Raw genomic sequence first — 17,497 nt, 5'->3', positions numbered from 1 at the left:
TGTTCCGAACTCTTCGAATCTACCAAGGCCGTTTGCGTCCGAGAGGCTAATATTTGACTGCAAAAGCCAAGTTTCACTCCTGTTTTGCCCGCTTGGGAGTGCGGTAACATGAATGAAGGCAAGGTATGGAAAGAAAAAGCGAGAGGTGAGAATAGGTGGGAAGCATCACGTTCAACCATGTGTTCAAACAATACAAAGGGGAGTCGCGCCCAGCCGTTAACGACTTCCACCTTTCCATTGAAGAAGGAGAATTCCTGGTGCTGGTCGGTCCTTCCGGATGCGGAAAATCGACAACGCTGCGCATGCTCGCGGGTCTCGAGGAGATCAGCGGCGGGGAATTGTATATTGACGATAAATTCGTGAATTACGTCTCGCCTAAGGACCGCGATATCGCGATGGTATTCCAGAATTACGCGTTATATCCGAACCTGTCGGTGTATGAGAATATCGCGCTTGGCCTGAAGCTGCGCAAGACGCCGAAATACGAAATCGAATTGAGGGTAAACCGGGTAGCCAAGATCTTGGAGATCTCGCATTTGCTGGATCGCAAGCCGAGCCAGCTGTCCGGAGGACAGAAGCAGCGCGTCGCGTTAGGAAGGGCTATCGCCCGGGAACCGCAAGTGTTCCTCATGGACGAGCCGCTTTCGAATCTGGATGCCAAGCTGAGAGCCCAGACCCGCGCGGAAATCATTAAATTGCAAAGCGACTTGAAGCGCACGACGGTGTACGTCACCCATGACCAGGTGGAAGCGATGACGATGGGTACGAGAATCGTGGTCATGAAGGATGGAGTGATCCAACAGGTCGCTCCTCCGAAGCGGCTCTACGACGAACCGGCCAACCTGTTCGTCGCCGGTTTCATCGGCTCGCCGCAAATGAACTTCGTCGAAGGCAGCGTCACCCGCGAGGAAGGCCGTTATTACTTCAACAACAAGCGGATGAAGCTTTTGCTGCCGAGTGCTTACGATGGCCTATTCGACCGGATGAACCGGGCGGTCCGAAACGTCGTTCTGGGCGTTCGTCCGGAGCACGTCTTGCTGAAGACGCCGGAACCCGACGATGACGAGAAGGGATTCGTCACCTCGGCCGTGCAGATGACCGAGGTTACCGGAGCCGATTCCTACGTTTACGTGACCGTCGGCGAGTCGAAGATCATCGCGAGAACCGATCCGGGAACGGCTTACCGCAACGAAGATAAACCTGCAATCGGTTTCAATATGAGCAAGCTGCATTTCTTCGACGAAAACACGGGGATTTCATTGGCGGATGGAGGAGATGAGGAATGAGGAAGATTAACTATCCTCGCCTCGTCCTACGACTCTTATTGGCCGCCGTTATCCTATTCGGCACTATTCGCTGGATTTCCGGTTCGGAGCCCGCGATCTACGCATCGAACGTAAGCGCATCGGAATTGCTTTCTTATGAGGATGACAAGGAAACGCAGCCTTACGCGAAGCTGATGGGTGAATCCCCTGATGCAGGGCAGCGGGATACCGGTCAGCCGATCGATATTGCGGTGGCCGACTACTCCAATGCCGCCAAAGAGGCTGAGTTATCCATTCAAGGGGACACGGAAGGACCATCGCTGCATTGGAGCAACTCCCAGGGGTGGGTGGAGTGGACATTTAACGCTGCAGCCGCCGGATGGTATGAGCTGCAAGTGGATTACAAGCCGCTAGAGGGAGGAAACGCCTCCGTCGTTCGGGGAGTGCAGATCGACGGTCGCTATCCTTTCCAGGAATCGGAAAATCTCGAGCTCGAACGGCTATGGAAAGATGCGAAGTACCCGTATGACCGCAACGAGATCGGCATGCAGATCCGTCCTCAGCAGACGGAGCTCGTCGGCTGGTCGACGAAAGCGTTATCCGATTTTTCGGTATCATCGGAGCCTCTTCTATACCGGTTGGAGCAAGGCGAGCATACGTTGCGCCTGATCGGAGAGAGAGAGCCGGTTGCCTTGCGTAACCTGTCATTCCGGCCAAAGACGGAGCCCGCCGCTTCCTATGCGGACTACGAAGCGGCGCATCCGGTCTTCGCTGCGCAACCGGAATGGTATACCGTCATCGAGGCGGAGAATTTCAAGCGCAAGTCCAGCTTGGCCATCCAAACGGAACATTGGTCGGAGCCGTATATCTCTCCCGATCCAAAGGGACGCATCACCTATAACGTACTCGGAGGTCAGAGGTGGCGATTGCCGGGCGAGTGGGTGGAATGGCAATTCTCGGTTCCGAAGAACGGGTGGTACGAGATCGACTTGAAGAATTTCCAGAATTACCGCAACGGCTTCCGGGCGTACCGTACCTTGGAAATCGACGGCGAGACGCCGTTCTCGGAGATGTACCATTTCGGATTGGATTACCACAAAGAGTTCCTCATTACGACGATTGCCGATTCTCAAGGAAAGCCGTATAAGTTCTATTTAACAAAAGGCGACCACGCGCTTCGAATGACGGCCGACTCCTCGGAGCTCCAACCGGTGACGTTGGCCTTGAAGGATACGTTGGACCAATTGGCGGACTTCGACAGGCACGTGAGGCTGATTACGGGCAATTACAGCAAAAACGCCTTCGACGCGAACATGGATTCCACGAGAACGTGGGACATGGTCAAATTCGATCCGGATATCGAAGAGAAAATGAAAGGCTTCATAGAGCGATTGTCGGCGATACGCGATTATATCAACGGATTAAACCGGAAGAATTCAGATCTGTCGGAAGCGATCAGGGTGTCCGTTACGATTCTCGAGGATCTGCTGGAGGACGTGAACGACATTCCGAACAAGATCAACGACTTCGCGACGATCCAGAACAATATCGGAACATGGATGGCAACCCTTACGCAACAACCGCTCCTGTTCGATTACATCGTCGTTCGTACTCCGGATACCGTTACGGGACTGAAGGAGCCGACGGTTCTATCGCGGGTGCCTTATTCGATCGTAGACTTCGGGCGCTCGTTCTACATGGATTACGATACCCGCAAGCACAACAAGGAAGAAGCGCTGACGATATGGGTGCAGAGGGGACGCGATTACGTCGATCTGCTGCGAGAGATGGTGGATCAGGATTTCACGCCCAGGACGGGAATCGAAGTGAATATCAACCTGATGCCCAATCCGAATGTTCTCGTGCTAGGCAACGCGGCGGGAGACGTGCCGGACGTTGCGCTCGGCATCGGGGAAGCGACACCCGCGGATTTCGCGATGCGGGACGCCGCGCAGGATCTGTCTTCCTTTCCCGGCTTCCGGGAAGTATGGGAACGGTTCATACCCGGCGTCGGGCGGGCATTGGCCTACTACGGAGGAACCTATGGCCTTCCCGAGGTGCAGAACTTTCAGATGCTCTTCTACAGGACGGATATTTTCGAAAACTTGAACCTTAAAGTACCCGACACTTGGGAGGACGTCTTCGATATTCTGCCGACGCTGCAAGAAAACGGCATGACGATGAATTTCCCGAAGGCCGATTTCGCGACGATGTTCTTCCAGAATGAAGCCGAAGTCTATTCTCCGGGCGGCTTAAAAGCGAATCTGACGAGCGATAACGGACAAAAAGCATTCAAGCAATGGACCGAAATGTTCCGTAAATACAACCTGCCGATCGATATCCCCGCCTTCTTCCAGCATTTCCGCGACGGGGATTTGCCTATCGGGGTCGCCGATTTCAATACGTACGTGCAGCTGCTCGTCGCTGCGCCGGAGATTACCGGGCATTGGATGATCGCTCCGCTTCCGGGCATCGAGCAAACCGATGGAGAAGTGGCTAGATGGTCGCCGCAAGGCTTATCGGCGGCTATGATCATGAAGAAAAGCGAGCGGCAGGACGACGCTTGGGAATTCCTGAAGTGGTGGACCTCCGAAGACGTTCAAGCCCGGTACGCGAAGGATATCGAATCGTTCTACGGCATCGAGTTCCGATGGAATACGGCTAACGTCGAGGCCATGAAGACCTTATCCTGGCCGAACGACGATCTGCTCGGGCTCAGGGAGCAAGCAAGATGGGCGAAGAACATGCCCTACGTTCCGGGATATTACTTCCTGAACCGCGAGATGGAATTCGCGTGGAATCGAACCGTTTTCGACGGAATGCCCGCACAGGAATCGCTTGAGAAAGCGCAGCTGTCCCTTCAGAGGGAAATGAACCGGAGACAGAAGGATTTCGGCATCTCCGGCAATGAAGATCTGCGAATTCCGCAAATTCAAGAGCCCTACGAATGGGAGGAAACCGAGCGATGAATACCGAGCTTACTCCCGGTTTGACCCGAGCGGGGACGCCTTCTTCCATTCGCTTAAGATGGAACAGGTTCTGGGCGGAAATTCGCCGCGATAGCTTCTGCTACCTGTTCCTCGCGCCGTTCCTGATCTGCTTCGCGGTGTTCATCGTGATTCCGGTCGTCATGGCCGCGACGCTCGGGTTTACGTCTTACGACGGCTTCGGATCTCTAAGATTCATCGGATTCGATAACTATATCGCCTTGTTCACGCAAGATATTATTTTCCTAACCAAGGCGCTTCCGAACACCTTTCTGTTCGCGCTGATCGTCGGACCCGGCGGCTACCTGCTAGCGTTTCTGTTTGCTTGGCTGATTCACCAGCTTCCGATCAAAATCCGCGATTATTACACGCTAGCGTTCTACGCCCCTTCGATGGCGGGGGCCGTGGCGCTATCCGTCGTATGGATCGCCGCTTTCAGCGGGGACAGGGTCGGGTATCTTAACAACTTTCTGCTGCAGATGGGCTGGATCGACAATCCGATCGTCTGGCTGCAGAAGCCCGAATATTTGCTCAAGGTCATGATCATCGTCTCGCTTTGGATCAGCTTTAGCGTCGGCTTCCTCGCGATGCTGGCCGGGCTCCAGACGGTAAACCGGGAATTGTACGAAGCCGGGCGCATCGACGGAATCTCCAACCGGCTGCAAGAAGTGTTTTTTATCACGATTCCGTCGATGAAACCGCAGATGCTGTTCAGCGCCGTCATGACGATCGTCACGACGTTAAAGGCGGGGAGCATCTCGACCCAACTAACGGGATTGCCGATCACGCCGCAATATGCCGGACATCTCGTGATCAACCATATCGACGATTACGCTTTTATCCGCTTCGAGCTCGGGTACGCATCCGCAATCTCAGTCATTTTACTGCTCGTCAGCTATTTCGCCATGAGATTCGCTTACCGGCTGTTCGGGTCGAAGGAGGAGCTGTAGAACGATGATTCGACGTCTTCGAAGAATAACGCCGTTCCAGGTCATCCTGGTTACCGTCTTTACCGCTCTTGCCGCGTTCATGTCGCTGCCGATCGTTTTTATTCTGAATCACGCCTTCAAGCCGACGAATGAGCTGTTCCTGTTTCCGCCGAGATTTTTCGTGCAGAATCCGACGGGAAGCAATTTCGAGCAGTTATTCCTCCACGCCACGAACGCAACCGTTCCTTTCAGCCGTTACGTGTTCAACAGCGTGTTCGTCGTGGCGCTCACGTTAATCAGCGTCATCGTCGTAAGCACGATGGCCGCATACGTGCTCGCGAAATATCAATTTCATTTTAAGCAGTTGATTCTGTCCCTAATAACGTTATCCTTGATGTTCGCTCCGGAGACGGTAGGCATTCCAAGATACCTGATCATTAGCGGCATTCATTTGCACAATACTTACCTCGGGCACATCTTGCCTTCATTGGCCTCGCCGATCGCGGTGTTCATGCTCGTCGGTTTTATCTCCCAAATTCCCGGGGAGCTGATGGAGGCAGCGAGGATCGACGGGGCAAGCCACATCGGCATTTTCACCAAGATCGTGCTGCCGCTAGCCGTGCCTGCGATCGCGACGATCTCAATCTTCACGTTCCAGGGCGTGTGGGGGGACGTGGAGACATCGACCTTGTTCATGCAGGACGAGACGATGAGAACGCTTGCCTTCTATGTAAATAGCTTGCTCAGCGGTTTGCAGAACAGCGTTGCGGGGCAGAACGTGGCCGCCGCCGCGGGCTTGCTGATGTTCATCCCGAATCTGATTATCTTCCTCCTCTTCCAGAGGAAGGTGCTCGAGACGATGATCCATTCCGGAATCAAGTAATGCAAAGTCATTCAAGTAATTCCACCAGCAAAGGAAGTCGGGAAATGAAGAGATTGCTTGCTTTTCTGCTTCTGGCAGCGACGGCTTTGCTGGCCGCTCCGGAAACGATGCATGCGCGAATTCCGTACCAGACCACGTATTTTGACAGCAATCGTTCCTATTGGGATGGCATTCAGGCGATTTACAAGCCAATGGGGGCCTATGGGGACGGCTTCGAAGAGCCCGTCGATCTCCATATCGGCGCGGACGATACGGTGTATGTGGCGGACAAAGGGAATAACCGTATTTTCGTGCTGGGCAACGGCGGAACGGTCATCCGCACGATCGGTCAAGACGAAGGCGAAGGCCAGCTCAATTCTCCGGAGGGCGTGTTCGTTACGCCGGAAGGAGAGGTATATGTGGCGGATTCGGGCAATCAGCGCATCGCCGTGTTCGACGCCGGCGGCAGCTTTGTCCGGGAATACAAGAAGCCGACGTCGCCCCTTCTGCAGTCCGAGCACTTCGTTCCGATTAAGCTCGTAGTAGACCGGCGAGGCGTCATGTACGTCGCGATGAATTCCTCCTATCAGGGGCTGCTTCGCATGAACAAGGAAGGGGAATTCATGGGCTTCTTCGGAGCCAATAAGGCGCAGCAAACGCTGCTGAATTGGCTGAAGAAGCTCATTCTCAACAAGGAGCAGTTAGCGAAGGAAACGGCCAGCCTGCCTAAGCCGATCGTGAATATTTCACTGGACGACGAAGGCTTCATCTATACGTCGACGGCGGGCGACTTCGGCGCGGCGGCGATTCGCAAGCTTAACGCGGGAGGCGTGGACGCCTTCAAGAGCAAGACGTTCCAGCATAGCCACGGTATCGTGGACGTCGCCATAGATTCGCACGGATTTCTGTACAACGTGGATCTGGACTTTGGCCGGATCAATATTTTCGACCGCAACGGGAATGCGTTGTTCGCCTTCGGGTTCACGGACAACAATACGCAGCAATACGGGGTCATGGGATTTCCGACGAGCATCGGAATCGATTCGAAGAGCAACGTTTGGGTGACGGACAGCCGCACGAAAACGGTCCACAAATTCACGAGAAGCGAATTCGGCAACGACGTCATGAACGCCATTCTTCTCTACGATGACGGCAAATACGCGGAAAGCAAGCCTTACTGGGAAAGGGTATACGCCCGTAACGAGATGTTTACCGGAACTTATCTGGGGCTTGGCAAGGTGTACTTGGAAGAGAAGAATAACGAACTGGCGCTTTCCTTCATGAAGGAAGCTTACGATACGAAAGGTTATTCGAAGGCTTACTGGGAAATCCGGCTGGAATGGCTGCAGAACCATTTCATCGGCCTCGTTCTAACCCTCGTTGCCATAGGGCTTTTGTTGAAATTCACGCCAAGGGCTATCAAGAGACTACTCACCCGCAAGCCGTTGCCTTCGGCGCTGGACCGTCCTTTAGCCGAATTGCGCAACTTCGGCTACGTGATGCTCCATCCGTATCAAGGCTTCTACAAATTGAAGGAGGCGCGGGTGTCCCCATGGGTCATCGTGATTCTGCTGGTCGGCGTTCTGGTCATGAAGATCGTCACGCTATACGGGACCGGGTTCTTGTTCTATCCCGTGCAACGCTCTCAGATCAACCTGCCTAACATTATGGGTTTGTTCGTTCTGCCATGGGTGACGTGGATCATCGCCAACTATCTCGTATGCAGCATCAAGGATGGCGAAGGCAAATTCAGGGAAGTCATCCAAGGCAGTACTTACGCATTGGCGCCTTACTTGTTTTTTTCCGTTCCGATCGTCATCCTGTCCAATGTTCTAACGCTTGACGAGGCGGTACTGATCCGATCGTTAACCTCGGTCATGTATCTTTGGATGGCAGCTATGTTTATCGTCATGACGCAGGTCATCCATAATTTCGATTTCGTGGAATCGCTCAAGAATATCGCGATCACCGTCTTCGCGATCGCCACGATTTGGCTGTTCGGTTTCATCGTTTTCGGATTGTCATACAACCTGTACGACTTCGTCTACCAGCTTTACAAAGAGGTGAATTTCTATCGTTAATTTCATCAAGCGCCTATCGCTTCGCGTAAAGCTTATCGCCTCGGCCGTTTGCGTAATCGTACTACTCTTGCTGTATTTCTTTCTTCGGGAAGGAGAGACGCCGTTGGGGGAAGCGCTTGAAGCTGCGGGAATCCCCGCGCCGTTCTCCGTCCGCGCTCCTCTCTTCGAGGGAGAGCCATGGAATCCCAAGTCGGGGGCAGACGGATTTGCCCTGGCGCTGGAGAACGAGAAATATGCCCTCTACGTGCGCCCGGATAACACGCAGATCGCTCTCCTCGACAAACGGTCGGGCTACCGGTGGTCGAGCAATCCGACGAAAGAGCAAATAGCCAATGAAACGGTCAAAGGCTTGCTGTTAGCCAACCTCCAATCACCTTTCGCCCTGACTTACGTCACGACCTCGGGGAAGGACCAGACGATCGAGAAGGTCGTGAACGCGCTCGACCCTAAGCTAGAGATCGCAATGGTCAAGAACGACGCCGGTCTCCAGATTTCTTACCGCTTTACGGAGAAGAAGCTCGGTCTAGCCATTCAATACGAGCTGACCGCGAACGGGCTTAAGGTGCGCGTGCCGACGGAAGGAATAAAGGAAGAAGGGGATTTCGTCGTCTTTTCCCTCGACTTGCTGCCCTACTTCGGAGCGGCTGCGGCAGGTGAAGAAGGCTATATCTTCGTTCCCGACGGACCCGGCGGATTGATTAAATTCACCAGTAATCGCGCTGATATATCCAAGGGGTACATTCACCAGGTGTATGGGCTCGACGTGACCAACATGCTCAACTGGTCCCGTTCGGGGGAAAGGCGGGAAGATATCGCGTACCCCGTTTTCGGAATGAAGAGGGGAACGAACGCATTCTTGGCCGTCATTAGCCGGGGAGGCGATTCGTCGAACATCGCGGCTATGCCGCCCGGTTTAAAATCGTCGTTCTACAACGTCTATACGAGCCAGATTTACCGGGAGAACTACCTGTATCAGAGGAGCCGGGTTTCCGCTCCGGTCAAAGCGGTTCAGAAGGAGCGGCTGAAGACGGACCGGGAGATCGAATACCGGTTCTTGGAAGGCGATGATTCCGGCTACGTCGGGATGGCCAACGCTTACCGGGATTATCTTGCCGAAACCGGAGGGCTGGGAAGTCCCTTGCAACCTGTAGAGCATGTTCCGCTTTATTTGAAAATCATGGGGGGCGGCTTCCGCGAAGCCTATAACCAAATCGAATATGTCCCTACGACGACCTTCTCCCAAGCTGCGGAAATCGTGAAAGGCCTTCAAGAGAAGGGAGTCGCCAATATGGAGGTCGTCTATTACGGCTGGCAGAACATGGGCGGCCACAGGCTGGATAACCGCTTCCCAATCGAGAAAAAGCTCGGCGGCAAATCCGCCGCCAAAGAATTCGTGTCGGAAATGCGCAAGGACGATATCGACGTTCAATTTTACGACCAACTGATTTGGTTGGACGATACGAGCACTTCATTGTCGCCTAAGAACAGCGGAGTAAGGAAAATGGACGGAACCGTATTCAAGGACGAAAGCTGGTTCCTAAGCAAGCCCGCGCGAACGGTAGACCTGGCGTACGATTCGATTCAAGAGCTGAAGGAGATCGGCGTATCCGGATTGTTCTATGACGGGCTCGGATCGATGGTGTTCAACGATTACGATCCGACGGGGCTCATGACCCGCGAGGACGCGATCAATATCTATGAAGGCCTCCTGGATTACACGAGGAAGGAGCTAGGTTCAGCCGGGGTATACAGGGGCAACGATTACTCTTTGGGCGAGATCGATTACATCGACGACCTGCCTAACGATTCCAGCTACGACTTCATGATCGACGAGACCGTGCCGTTTTATCCGATCGTGCTTCACGGGTATGTCCCCTATAGCTTCGGAGACGGCGGGAATCTACGCAACGACGTGCAAACCGAGTTCCTCAAATCGATCGAATACGGAGCGATGCCGACGTTCTTCCTAACCTACGAGGAATCCCGCAAAATGATGGATCTCCACATTTGGTTCTTCCTCTTCAGCAGCCAATACGAAAAGTGGGCGGACCGCATCGGACAAGAATACGGCCAATTCGATTCCCTTGCCAAGCTGTACGCGCAGAAGATCGTCGACCATGAGAAGCTTGCCGGCAAGCGGTTCGCGACCACCTACGAGGACGGCACCCGGGTCATCGTAGATTACGATCGGGGAACGTTCGAAGTGGAAGGAGGCGGAGGCGCATGAATCAGACGAAAGCAATCGCCTGGCAGAAGCGCCTTTACTTCATGAAACGATACGGCATCGGGCTGCTCTTCCTGCTTCCGTGGCTGATCGGTTTCTGCATCTTCGTAGCTATTCCGATTGGCTGGTCGTTGTTCATGTCCCTTCACAAGGTGGCGGTCGTCCCGGGAGGGTTCAAATACGATTGGATCGGGATGAAAAATTTCAAGGACGCGTTCGTCACGGATAACGTATTTCCGATCGAACTGATCACTTACTTCCAACAAATGCTCTTGATGGTTCCGATGATCGTCATTTTCGCTTTGCTGATCTCGCTAATGCTCAACCAACGTTTTCCGGGGAGATTTCTCTATCGCGCGATCTTCTTCCTCCCCGTTATTTTCGCGACCGGACAGGTGCTGTCGGAGTTATTCACGCAAGGAGCCGGAGAGATACCCTTTATCGAGCAATACAATCTGGAGCCTCTTATCGAGCAATACATCGGCAAGCAATTCGCCGAAACGATCATGAGCGTCTTAAGCAGGGCCATCCTGATTCTTTGGTACTCGGGCGTGCAAATTCTGATCTTCATCGCGGGGTACCAGACGATTTCTCCCACGATCTACGAGGCGGTCCGCATCGATGGGGCTTCTCCTTGGGACAGCTTCTGGAAAATTACGCTGCCGGCAAGCGTTCCTTTCATAAGCCTGAACGTGCTGTACACGATTATCGATTTGTTCACGTTTCCTCTCAACCCGGTCTTGGCGCACATAAGGGATAACATGTTCAAGATGGATACCGGATATGGCTACGCCAGCGCGCTTGCTTGGATATACTTCGGGTTTATTTTCGTTCTGATCGCCATCGTGCTGCTGTTGTTCGGCAGGAGCGTGAAGACAAGGAGGGACCGTCGATGAACGGGGAATTATGGATCGAAAAGGTAAGCAGGCAGGTGAAGGGGATTTTCTGGAGCCGTACGGCCCAGAGAATCAAGGTCGTGGTGCTGGGACGAAATATCTCGGACGGCTTGCTTGCCAACCTCATTCTGTACGGACTTCTTACGATAGTCGCTTATCTGTACTTGCAGCCGATCTTCTACATGATCAGCACTTCGCTCAAAAATTTAAACGATCTTCTCGATCCGACGGTCACTTGGATTCCGCGGGTGGTCACTTGGCAGAACGTGTCCGATGCGTTCAGAGGACTGCAATATCCGGACGCGCTCAAGAATACGGCGCTGATCGCCATTTCCTGCTCACTCGTGCAGGTACTCGTCTGCGCCATGACGGGTTATGCGCTCGCCAAGCTTTCGATTCCTTTCAAAGGCTTGTTCACGGCGCTCGTCATTCTGACCTTCCTGATTCCGCCTCAAATCATCATCATTCCGCTATACGTCATTTACAGTAAGCTGGGGCTGCTGAATACTCCGTTCGTGTTCCTTATCCCCGCGTTTTTCGGGCAAGGACTCAAGAGCGCGCTGTTCATTCTGATCTTCAGGCAGTTTTTCAAGTCGCAGCCGTTAAGCCTGGAGGAAGCGGCCAAGCTGGACGGCGCGTCGACGCTAAGGCTGTTCTTCGGCATCATGTTTCCTCTCGCCCGCTCGGCTTGTCTTGTCGTGTTCCTTTTCTCCTTCATCTGGTATTGGAACATGTATTACGAGCCTTCGTGGTTCCTGGCGAACGATTTCACGCCGCTATCCATTCGCCTTGACCGGCTGGAAGACGTGCTCAATCCTTCTTTGCTTGGGCAAAGGAACACGATCGAAAATCCGGTTACGGAAGGCGCCAAGATGGCCGCCGCTTTCTTGATCATTTTCCCGCCGATCATCGTGTTCATGTTCCTGCAACGTTGGTTCGTGACCGGGATCGAAAGAACGGGGATCGTGGAATAAATCGTTCGACGGATAAGCAAACCCATTAAGGGAGGTGGTGCCGCGGGGAAGAAAGTGCGGCAAACGGCTTAACTTACGCGCAAGGCAATCATTGATTCAGAATCGCGGATTCAGGATGAAACACTATTCCAGGGGAGGAAATACCATTGAAAAACAAACGTTCGACGGCATGGTTGTTAAGTATCGTATTGGTGTTTAGCGTTATTTTATCCGCTTGCTCGGGCAATAACGAAGCGGGCAACGGCAAGGAAACCGGAGGGGAGTCCAGCCCAAGCCCAAGCGCCAGCGCGCCCGCATCGGAATCGGCCAGCCAACCGGCTTCCGAGGAGAATCATGAGCCCGTGACCTTGAAATTTATTTCTTGGAAGGATTCTTATAATGAGCTTTACGAGTTATTCCACAAGAAATACCCATGGATCACGATCGAGCAAATCCCGGTCAACAGCCAACCGATCATGGAAATCATCGCTACGCTGGAAGCGGCGGGAACGCCGGCCGACGTGACGGAGATCGACCAGGATCTGATCTCGTTCGACCAGAACGGCTTAATAGAGGATCTGACCCCGTATATCGAGAAAGATCTCATTTTCCAAGACGTGACGTTCCCGAACGGATTCTTCGATACGATGACGTACAACAACAAGAAGCTAGCCGTTCCGATGGTGGACGTTCCGATGTGGATTCTGGTGAACAAGGATCTTCTGGCCAAGAACGGCTTGGAAATGCCGCCTAACGATTGGACGTACGACGATTTCCGCGATATCGCCAAGAAGCTGACGAACCCGGATGCAGGCGAATACGGCTTGACGACGCAACCCGAGTTCCAAATGCGCTTGCTCAGCACGAAAGCGATCGCCGACGGTCATGCGGCAAACCTTCAATACATGAACGAGGATTTGACGCAAAGCATGATGAATACGCCGGATGTCATCAATGACGTGAAATGGCTGAAGGAGTTCGTGACGAAGGACGGTTCTTTATTAAGCAATGCCGCCGCAACACAACAGGGCGACGTCACTCGCGATTTCATTAACGGTAAAACCGGCTTCGCGATCGGCGGAGACTGGGTGCTGCCGAATTTGAAGAAAAACGCCAATTTCGAGTGGGACGTATTGCCTTTCCCAAGGGGCAAAGTGAGCCAGCCGGGATATACGATCTACGGTCCGCTCGCTCTTCTCGCCGGATCCAAGCATAAGGAAGAAGCATTCCTGTGGCTCAGCTTCCAGTTCACGAAAGAAGCCCAGAAGTGGAAGATCGACCAAGGCGCGAACGCATCGGTCGTCGATTCCGAATTGACGGCTTATTATGAACAAACGCCGATGTGGCAAGGGAAGAATACCGCGGCCGTTCAGCTCGCGCGGGAAAACGCCAAAATCCAGCCGGGACTGACGATTCCGGGATGGGGCGAATACAACTGGAACAACATCATGAACGATATTATTTTCGGCGAAGGCGACATCAACGAGATTATTCCGCAGACCGAAGCCTGGAACAAAAAGACGATGGAGCTGAGGGCAACCTTGAAGTAAGGCGTTAGCAGTATCTTAGGGAGCGGAAGATAGATTCCGCTCTTTTTGCGGTTCCCGGAATAGGAGGAAAATTCGATTCCCGCATTGAATTTCCTACGTATACGTTTTAATAAAGGGAGAAGCGTGCATGCCAACTATACAGATCCGTATCCGCGTCATCATCGTAATGGCTGCTCTAATGCTGATCGAAATGATTCTGGCCTCGTGCAGCAAGCAGGGGGATCAATCTCCTACCCTGACGCCGCGAACGGAGGTCACGCTAAAGTTCTATTTCGGCGGGGAGAAAAAAGCGGCGACGGACGAAGTGTGGAACAAGGTGGGCGAATACGTTCAATCCAAGGGGCTTGACGTGAAGTTCGATGTTCATTTTATCCCGTTTACCGATTTCAAGGAGAAAATGTTGATCAAGGCCGCGGCCGGGGACAAGTGGGACATGAACTTCGACGCGGATTGGCAGTCTTACAAGCAAATGGTCGCACGGGGGTCCTATTTGCCGCTAAACGATCTCCTTCCCCGATATGCCCCGAACCTATTCCGCAAGTACGAGGAATTAGGAACGTTGGAGGCGGCGACCTTGAACGGGGAAATCGTGGGACTACCGTGGACGTTGAAAATGAACGAACGGCCTTTCGTGGGTTGGAGAGTCGATCTTGCGGAGAAAGCCGGAATCGTACGACCGCCGAATTCGATCCGAACGATCGAGGATCTTGATGTTCTCTTGCATGAGCTTAAGGATGCTTTTCCCAACGTGAAGCTGTCCCGAACTCCTCCGCTCTCGCTGTATTTGACCCGGGACGAATGGGTCGATCTTGCTTTTCACGGTCTAGGCTTCTATCTGAACGATCCCAAGATGACCGTTCAAGCGATCGAGCAGCAGCCTTTCTACTTGGAGTCCGCGTTCATGAGCAAAAGATGGAACGATTATAAAATCCTGAACCGGGATGCGACCATCGACAACGAGAACGGCGCCGACCAGTGGAGGAACGGGAAGCTGCTGTTCACGATCACGTCCCACGAGTGGGCAACCGCCGATCCCGGTTTCGTGGATCCGTCGTTCCGCCAGCAAATGTCCCTCATTTATCCGGAGAAGAGGCACGTAAACCGAACCGCGCTTGCCAACGTGCTAGCCATTAACCGGAATTCCGAGCATCCGGATCTCGTTCTCAGGTTCTTGGACTTGATCGAGACGGATCAGGTGCTGTACGATCTCGTGCAATACGGGATCGAGGGAAAGACGTACGTTCTTTCCGGGGAAGCCGCGGAGTATCCCCAGGGAATGCAATACATAACAAGCAACTACATGGAGTGGGATAGCCGCTGGGCGTTCTGGAAACCGCGATTCATGCGCCCGACGCCTACGTACCCCGGAGATTTCTGGGTAAAAGAAGCGGAGTTCGCTGGCATGCCGATGAATATTAATTCCCCCGTAGACGGGCTTCTAATCTCGGACGATCGTATCAAGGACGAGGTTGCGAGAAGGGATCGCTTGGCGAACGAGGTCGGAAAACCGATCGAATTCGGCAAAACCGATAACGTCGAGCACGAGGTCGCGAATTACGCCCGAATGCAGAGGGAAAGCGGATTGGACAAAATCATCGCCGAGGTCCAAAGGCAAGTCGACGAGTATATGGCGAATAAAGATTAGGGTTTTGGGAATCGAAAAATGAGAGATCAAGAGCCGCCCCGCGCCGGGACGGCTTTTTCTGTCGCGGCGAGAGGCACGAATGTCGGAAGAGGGACAATTCTAGCCAGCAAAGTTTAATTTTGACTCATAGAAAGCGCCGGGACGCGGATTTATGATTAAAGCATCCCACGAGAGAAAGGCAGATGGCCATGAAGATCGTGACGGGAGCCGGAAGCGTTTCGACGCGAACTCGCCTAAAGAGCAACGGAGTCATTCGCGAGCTTGTACGTAATCGAACGATTCTGCTGATGTTTCTACCCGCCGCCGCGCTCCTGTTTCTTTTTAACTATTTACCGCTCGCCGGTCTGGTCATCGCGTTCAAGAATTTCGATTTCAGCAAAGGAATCTTCGGGAGCGACTGGGCTCAGCCCATAATGAACAATTTCGATTATTTGCTTACCTCGGACTCGGCTTACCGGGCGGTACGGAACACAATCTTGCTTAATGCTTTGTTTATTGCGGTAGGATTGGTTTTCGAGGTCGGGCTGGCGCTGCTGCTTAACGAAATCAGGAACAAGTATTTTAAGAGAATCACGCAATCTCTGACTTTTCTTCCATTCTTCATCTCATGGATCGTCGTAGGCGTATTTGCTTATAATCTGATGAATTTCGAAAGCGGAGCGATTAACCGGATCATACAGTCCCTTGGGTTTGCGCCTATCGATTTCTACAGCGAAGCGGGATTGTGGCCGGCCATTCTGACTCTCGCCGTCCGGTGGAAAGTAACCGGCTACGGAACGATCATTTACTTGGCGGCGCTCACGAGCATAGACAATTCCTATTACGAGGCGGCTTCCATAGACGGGGCTTCCAGATGGCAGCAAACATGGTATATAAGCCTGCCGATGCTAAAGCCGACGATTATGATCTTGACGCTGCTTGCGGTCGGACGAATCATGAACGCGGATTTCGGGATGTTCTACGCGATGGTCGGGGATGCGGCGCTGCTGTTTCCGACGACCGACGTTATCGATACATTCGTATACCGCAGCCTTCGCAAATCCGGGGATATCGGCATGGCCTCGGCCGCCGGGTTCGTTCAATCGATCGTCGCGTTCGTTCTCGTTCTTGCAAGCAACTACGTCGCGCGCCGGGCGGACAAAGATTCCGCGATTTTCTAATGGAATTCGAAGCTCCCGACGCTGCCTGTTCCAATTCGAAAACGGAGGTAAGGAACCATGTACTCCAAGAGATATTCAATAGGCCGGATCGGCATCATCGCAATCATCTCTTTGTTCAGCTTGTCTTGTCTTCTGCCCTTCATCATGGTCGTATCCGGCTCCCTGAGCACGGAAAAGGACATTATGGACTACGGTTATTCGCTCTTTCCCAGACAGGTATCCTTCGATTCCTATCGCATCCTTATCCTAGGCTCACATCGAATCGTCGATGCCTATGCGATCAGCGTCATCGTAACGGTCGTCGGAACGGTCCTTTCCTTGCTGGTCACGAGCATGGCCGCTTACGCGATGGCCAGGCGTTCGTTCAGATACCGTAACGCACTATCCATCTATGCGATCGTTACGATTCTTTTCAATGGGGGCTTGGTACCCTGGTACATCATCTGCGTCAGGTACCTTGAACTGAAGGATACGATATGGGCGATGATCCTGCCTCCGCTCGCCAATGCATTCAACATGTTCCTGATCCGCAACTTCATGATGTCCATGCCGGAAGACTTGCACGAATCGGCGAAAATGGACGGCGCCGGCGAGTTCAGGATCTACGCGCAGCTTATCGTCCCTCTCGCCAAGCCGGTACTCGCGACGATTGGCCTGTTCATTTCCCTGAACTACTGGAACGATTGGTTCTTGGGATTGATGTTCGTGGATAAGCAAGAGCTTCAGCCCTTGCAGCTATTGCTTCGCACGCTGATATCCAACGTCGAGTTTCTTAGGAGCTCCAGCAACGCAATGGACATTCAGCGGATCGCATCTCAACTGCCTTCGGAATCGATCAAGATGGCGCTTACCGTCGTTACGATCGGCCCGATCATTTTCCTATACCCCTTCCTACAACGGTATTTCGTTAAAGGCTTGATGGTAGGGGCGGTCAAAGGATGACAA

At 53.1% G+C, this 17,497-nt stretch carries 12 protein-coding genes; all 12 read left to right on the top strand.

Annotation, left to right across the window (positions count from 1 at the left end; translation table 11 throughout):
* Positions 1–155 precede the first annotated feature (155 nt).
* Positions 156–1,286 carry an ABC transporter ATP-binding protein gene (locus E2980_RS05295; protein ID WP_135151102.1) on the top strand — a complete coding sequence of 377 codons (1,131 nt, stop codon included), beginning with the start codon at positions 156–158 and terminating at the stop codon, positions 1,284–1,286.
* Complete coding sequence (locus E2980_RS05290) at positions 1,283–4,234, top strand: extracellular solute-binding protein (protein ID WP_135151101.1); 2,952 nt, start codon at positions 1,283–1,285, stop codon at positions 4,232–4,234. Before E2980_RS05295 ends, E2980_RS05290 begins: the two co-directional genes overlap by 4 nt.
* A complete protein-coding gene (locus tag E2980_RS05285) occupies positions 4,231–5,202 on the top strand; it encodes a carbohydrate ABC transporter permease (protein WP_240702896.1) in 972 nt (323 codons plus the stop codon). The genes E2980_RS05290 and E2980_RS05285 overlap by 4 nt, the downstream gene beginning before the upstream one ends.
* 4 nt (positions 5,203–5,206) lie before the next feature.
* On the top strand, positions 5,207–6,064 hold the full coding sequence (locus tag E2980_RS05280) for a carbohydrate ABC transporter permease (RefSeq protein ID WP_135151100.1): 858 nt from the start codon (positions 5,207–5,209) through the stop codon (positions 6,062–6,064).
* Between the two features lie 44 nt (positions 6,065–6,108).
* Positions 6,109–8,124, top strand: coding sequence for a YIP1 family protein (locus E2980_RS05275; protein ID WP_167746985.1), 2,016 nt, complete (start codon positions 6,109–6,111; stop codon positions 8,122–8,124).
* Positions 8,125–8,227: 103 nt separating this feature from the next.
* Complete coding sequence (locus E2980_RS05270; RefSeq protein WP_135151098.1) at positions 8,228–10,351, top strand: DUF5696 domain-containing protein; 2,124 nt, start codon at positions 8,228–8,230, stop codon at positions 10,349–10,351.
* A complete protein-coding gene (locus E2980_RS05265) occupies positions 10,348–11,244 on the top strand; it encodes a carbohydrate ABC transporter permease (RefSeq protein WP_240702895.1) in 897 nt (298 codons plus the stop codon). Before E2980_RS05270 ends, E2980_RS05265 begins: the two co-directional genes overlap by 4 nt.
* The gene (locus tag E2980_RS05260; RefSeq protein WP_135151097.1) at positions 11,241–12,218 is read left to right on the top strand and encodes a carbohydrate ABC transporter permease; all 978 of its coding nucleotides are present in this window, start codon (positions 11,241–11,243) and stop codon (positions 12,216–12,218) included. Before E2980_RS05265 ends, E2980_RS05260 begins: the two co-directional genes overlap by 4 nt.
* Before the next feature lie 146 nt (positions 12,219–12,364).
* Positions 12,365–13,747 (top strand): ABC transporter substrate-binding protein, encoded by a 1,383-nt coding sequence (locus E2980_RS05255; RefSeq protein ID WP_167746984.1) that lies wholly within the window; start codon positions 12,365–12,367, stop codon positions 13,745–13,747.
* Between the two features lie 127 nt (positions 13,748–13,874).
* Positions 13,875–15,392: an extracellular solute-binding protein gene (locus E2980_RS05250; RefSeq protein WP_135151095.1), complete on the top strand. Its 1,518-nt coding sequence runs from the start codon at positions 13,875–13,877 to the stop codon at positions 15,390–15,392.
* 182 nt (positions 15,393–15,574) lie between these two features.
* Positions 15,575–16,552, top strand: a complete 978-nt coding sequence (locus E2980_RS05245) for an ABC transporter permease (protein WP_240702894.1) — start codon at positions 15,575–15,577, stop codon at positions 16,550–16,552.
* 57 nt (positions 16,553–16,609) lie between these two features.
* Entirely contained in the window at positions 16,610–17,494 is an 885-nt protein-coding gene (locus E2980_RS05240) for a carbohydrate ABC transporter permease (RefSeq protein WP_135151094.1), read from the top strand.
* The last annotated feature ends 3 nt before the right edge of the window (positions 17,495–17,497 follow it).

The sequence above is a fragment of the Cohnella luojiensis genome (assembly GCF_004564235.1).
Classification (GTDB): Bacteria; Bacillota; Bacilli; order Paenibacillales; family Paenibacillaceae; genus Cohnella; species Cohnella luojiensis.
Note: the sequence above shows the minus strand (reverse complement) of the source record. Positions and strands in the feature narration are given on the sequence as shown.

What these genes read in the sequence shown, in the direction of transcription:
- E2980_RS05290 (WP_135151101.1), top strand. Translation starts at nt 1,283, where the DNA reads ATGAGGAAGATTAACTATCCTCGCCTCGTCCTACGACTCTTATTGGCC.
- E2980_RS05285 (WP_240702896.1), top strand. Translation starts at nt 4,231, where the DNA reads ATGAATACCGAGCTTACTCCCGGTTTGACCCGAGCGGGGACGCCTTCT.
- E2980_RS05280 (WP_135151100.1), top strand. Translation starts at nt 5,207, where the DNA reads ATGATTCGACGTCTTCGAAGAATAACGCCGTTCCAGGTCATCCTGGTT.
- E2980_RS05275 (WP_167746985.1), top strand. Translation starts at nt 6,109, where the DNA reads ATGAAGAGATTGCTTGCTTTTCTGCTTCTGGCAGCGACGGCTTTGCTG.
- E2980_RS05265 (WP_240702895.1), top strand. Translation starts at nt 10,348, where the DNA reads ATGAATCAGACGAAAGCAATCGCCTGGCAGAAGCGCCTTTACTTCATG.
- E2980_RS05260 (WP_135151097.1), top strand. Translation starts at nt 11,241, where the DNA reads ATGAACGGGGAATTATGGATCGAAAAGGTAAGCAGGCAGGTGAAGGGG.
- E2980_RS05250 (WP_135151095.1), top strand. Translation starts at nt 13,875, where the DNA reads ATGCCAACTATACAGATCCGTATCCGCGTCATCATCGTAATGGCTGCT.
- E2980_RS05245 (WP_240702894.1), top strand. Translation starts at nt 15,575, where the DNA reads ATGGCCATGAAGATCGTGACGGGAGCCGGAAGCGTTTCGACGCGAACT.
- E2980_RS05240 (WP_135151094.1), top strand. Translation starts at nt 16,610, where the DNA reads ATGTACTCCAAGAGATATTCAATAGGCCGGATCGGCATCATCGCAATC.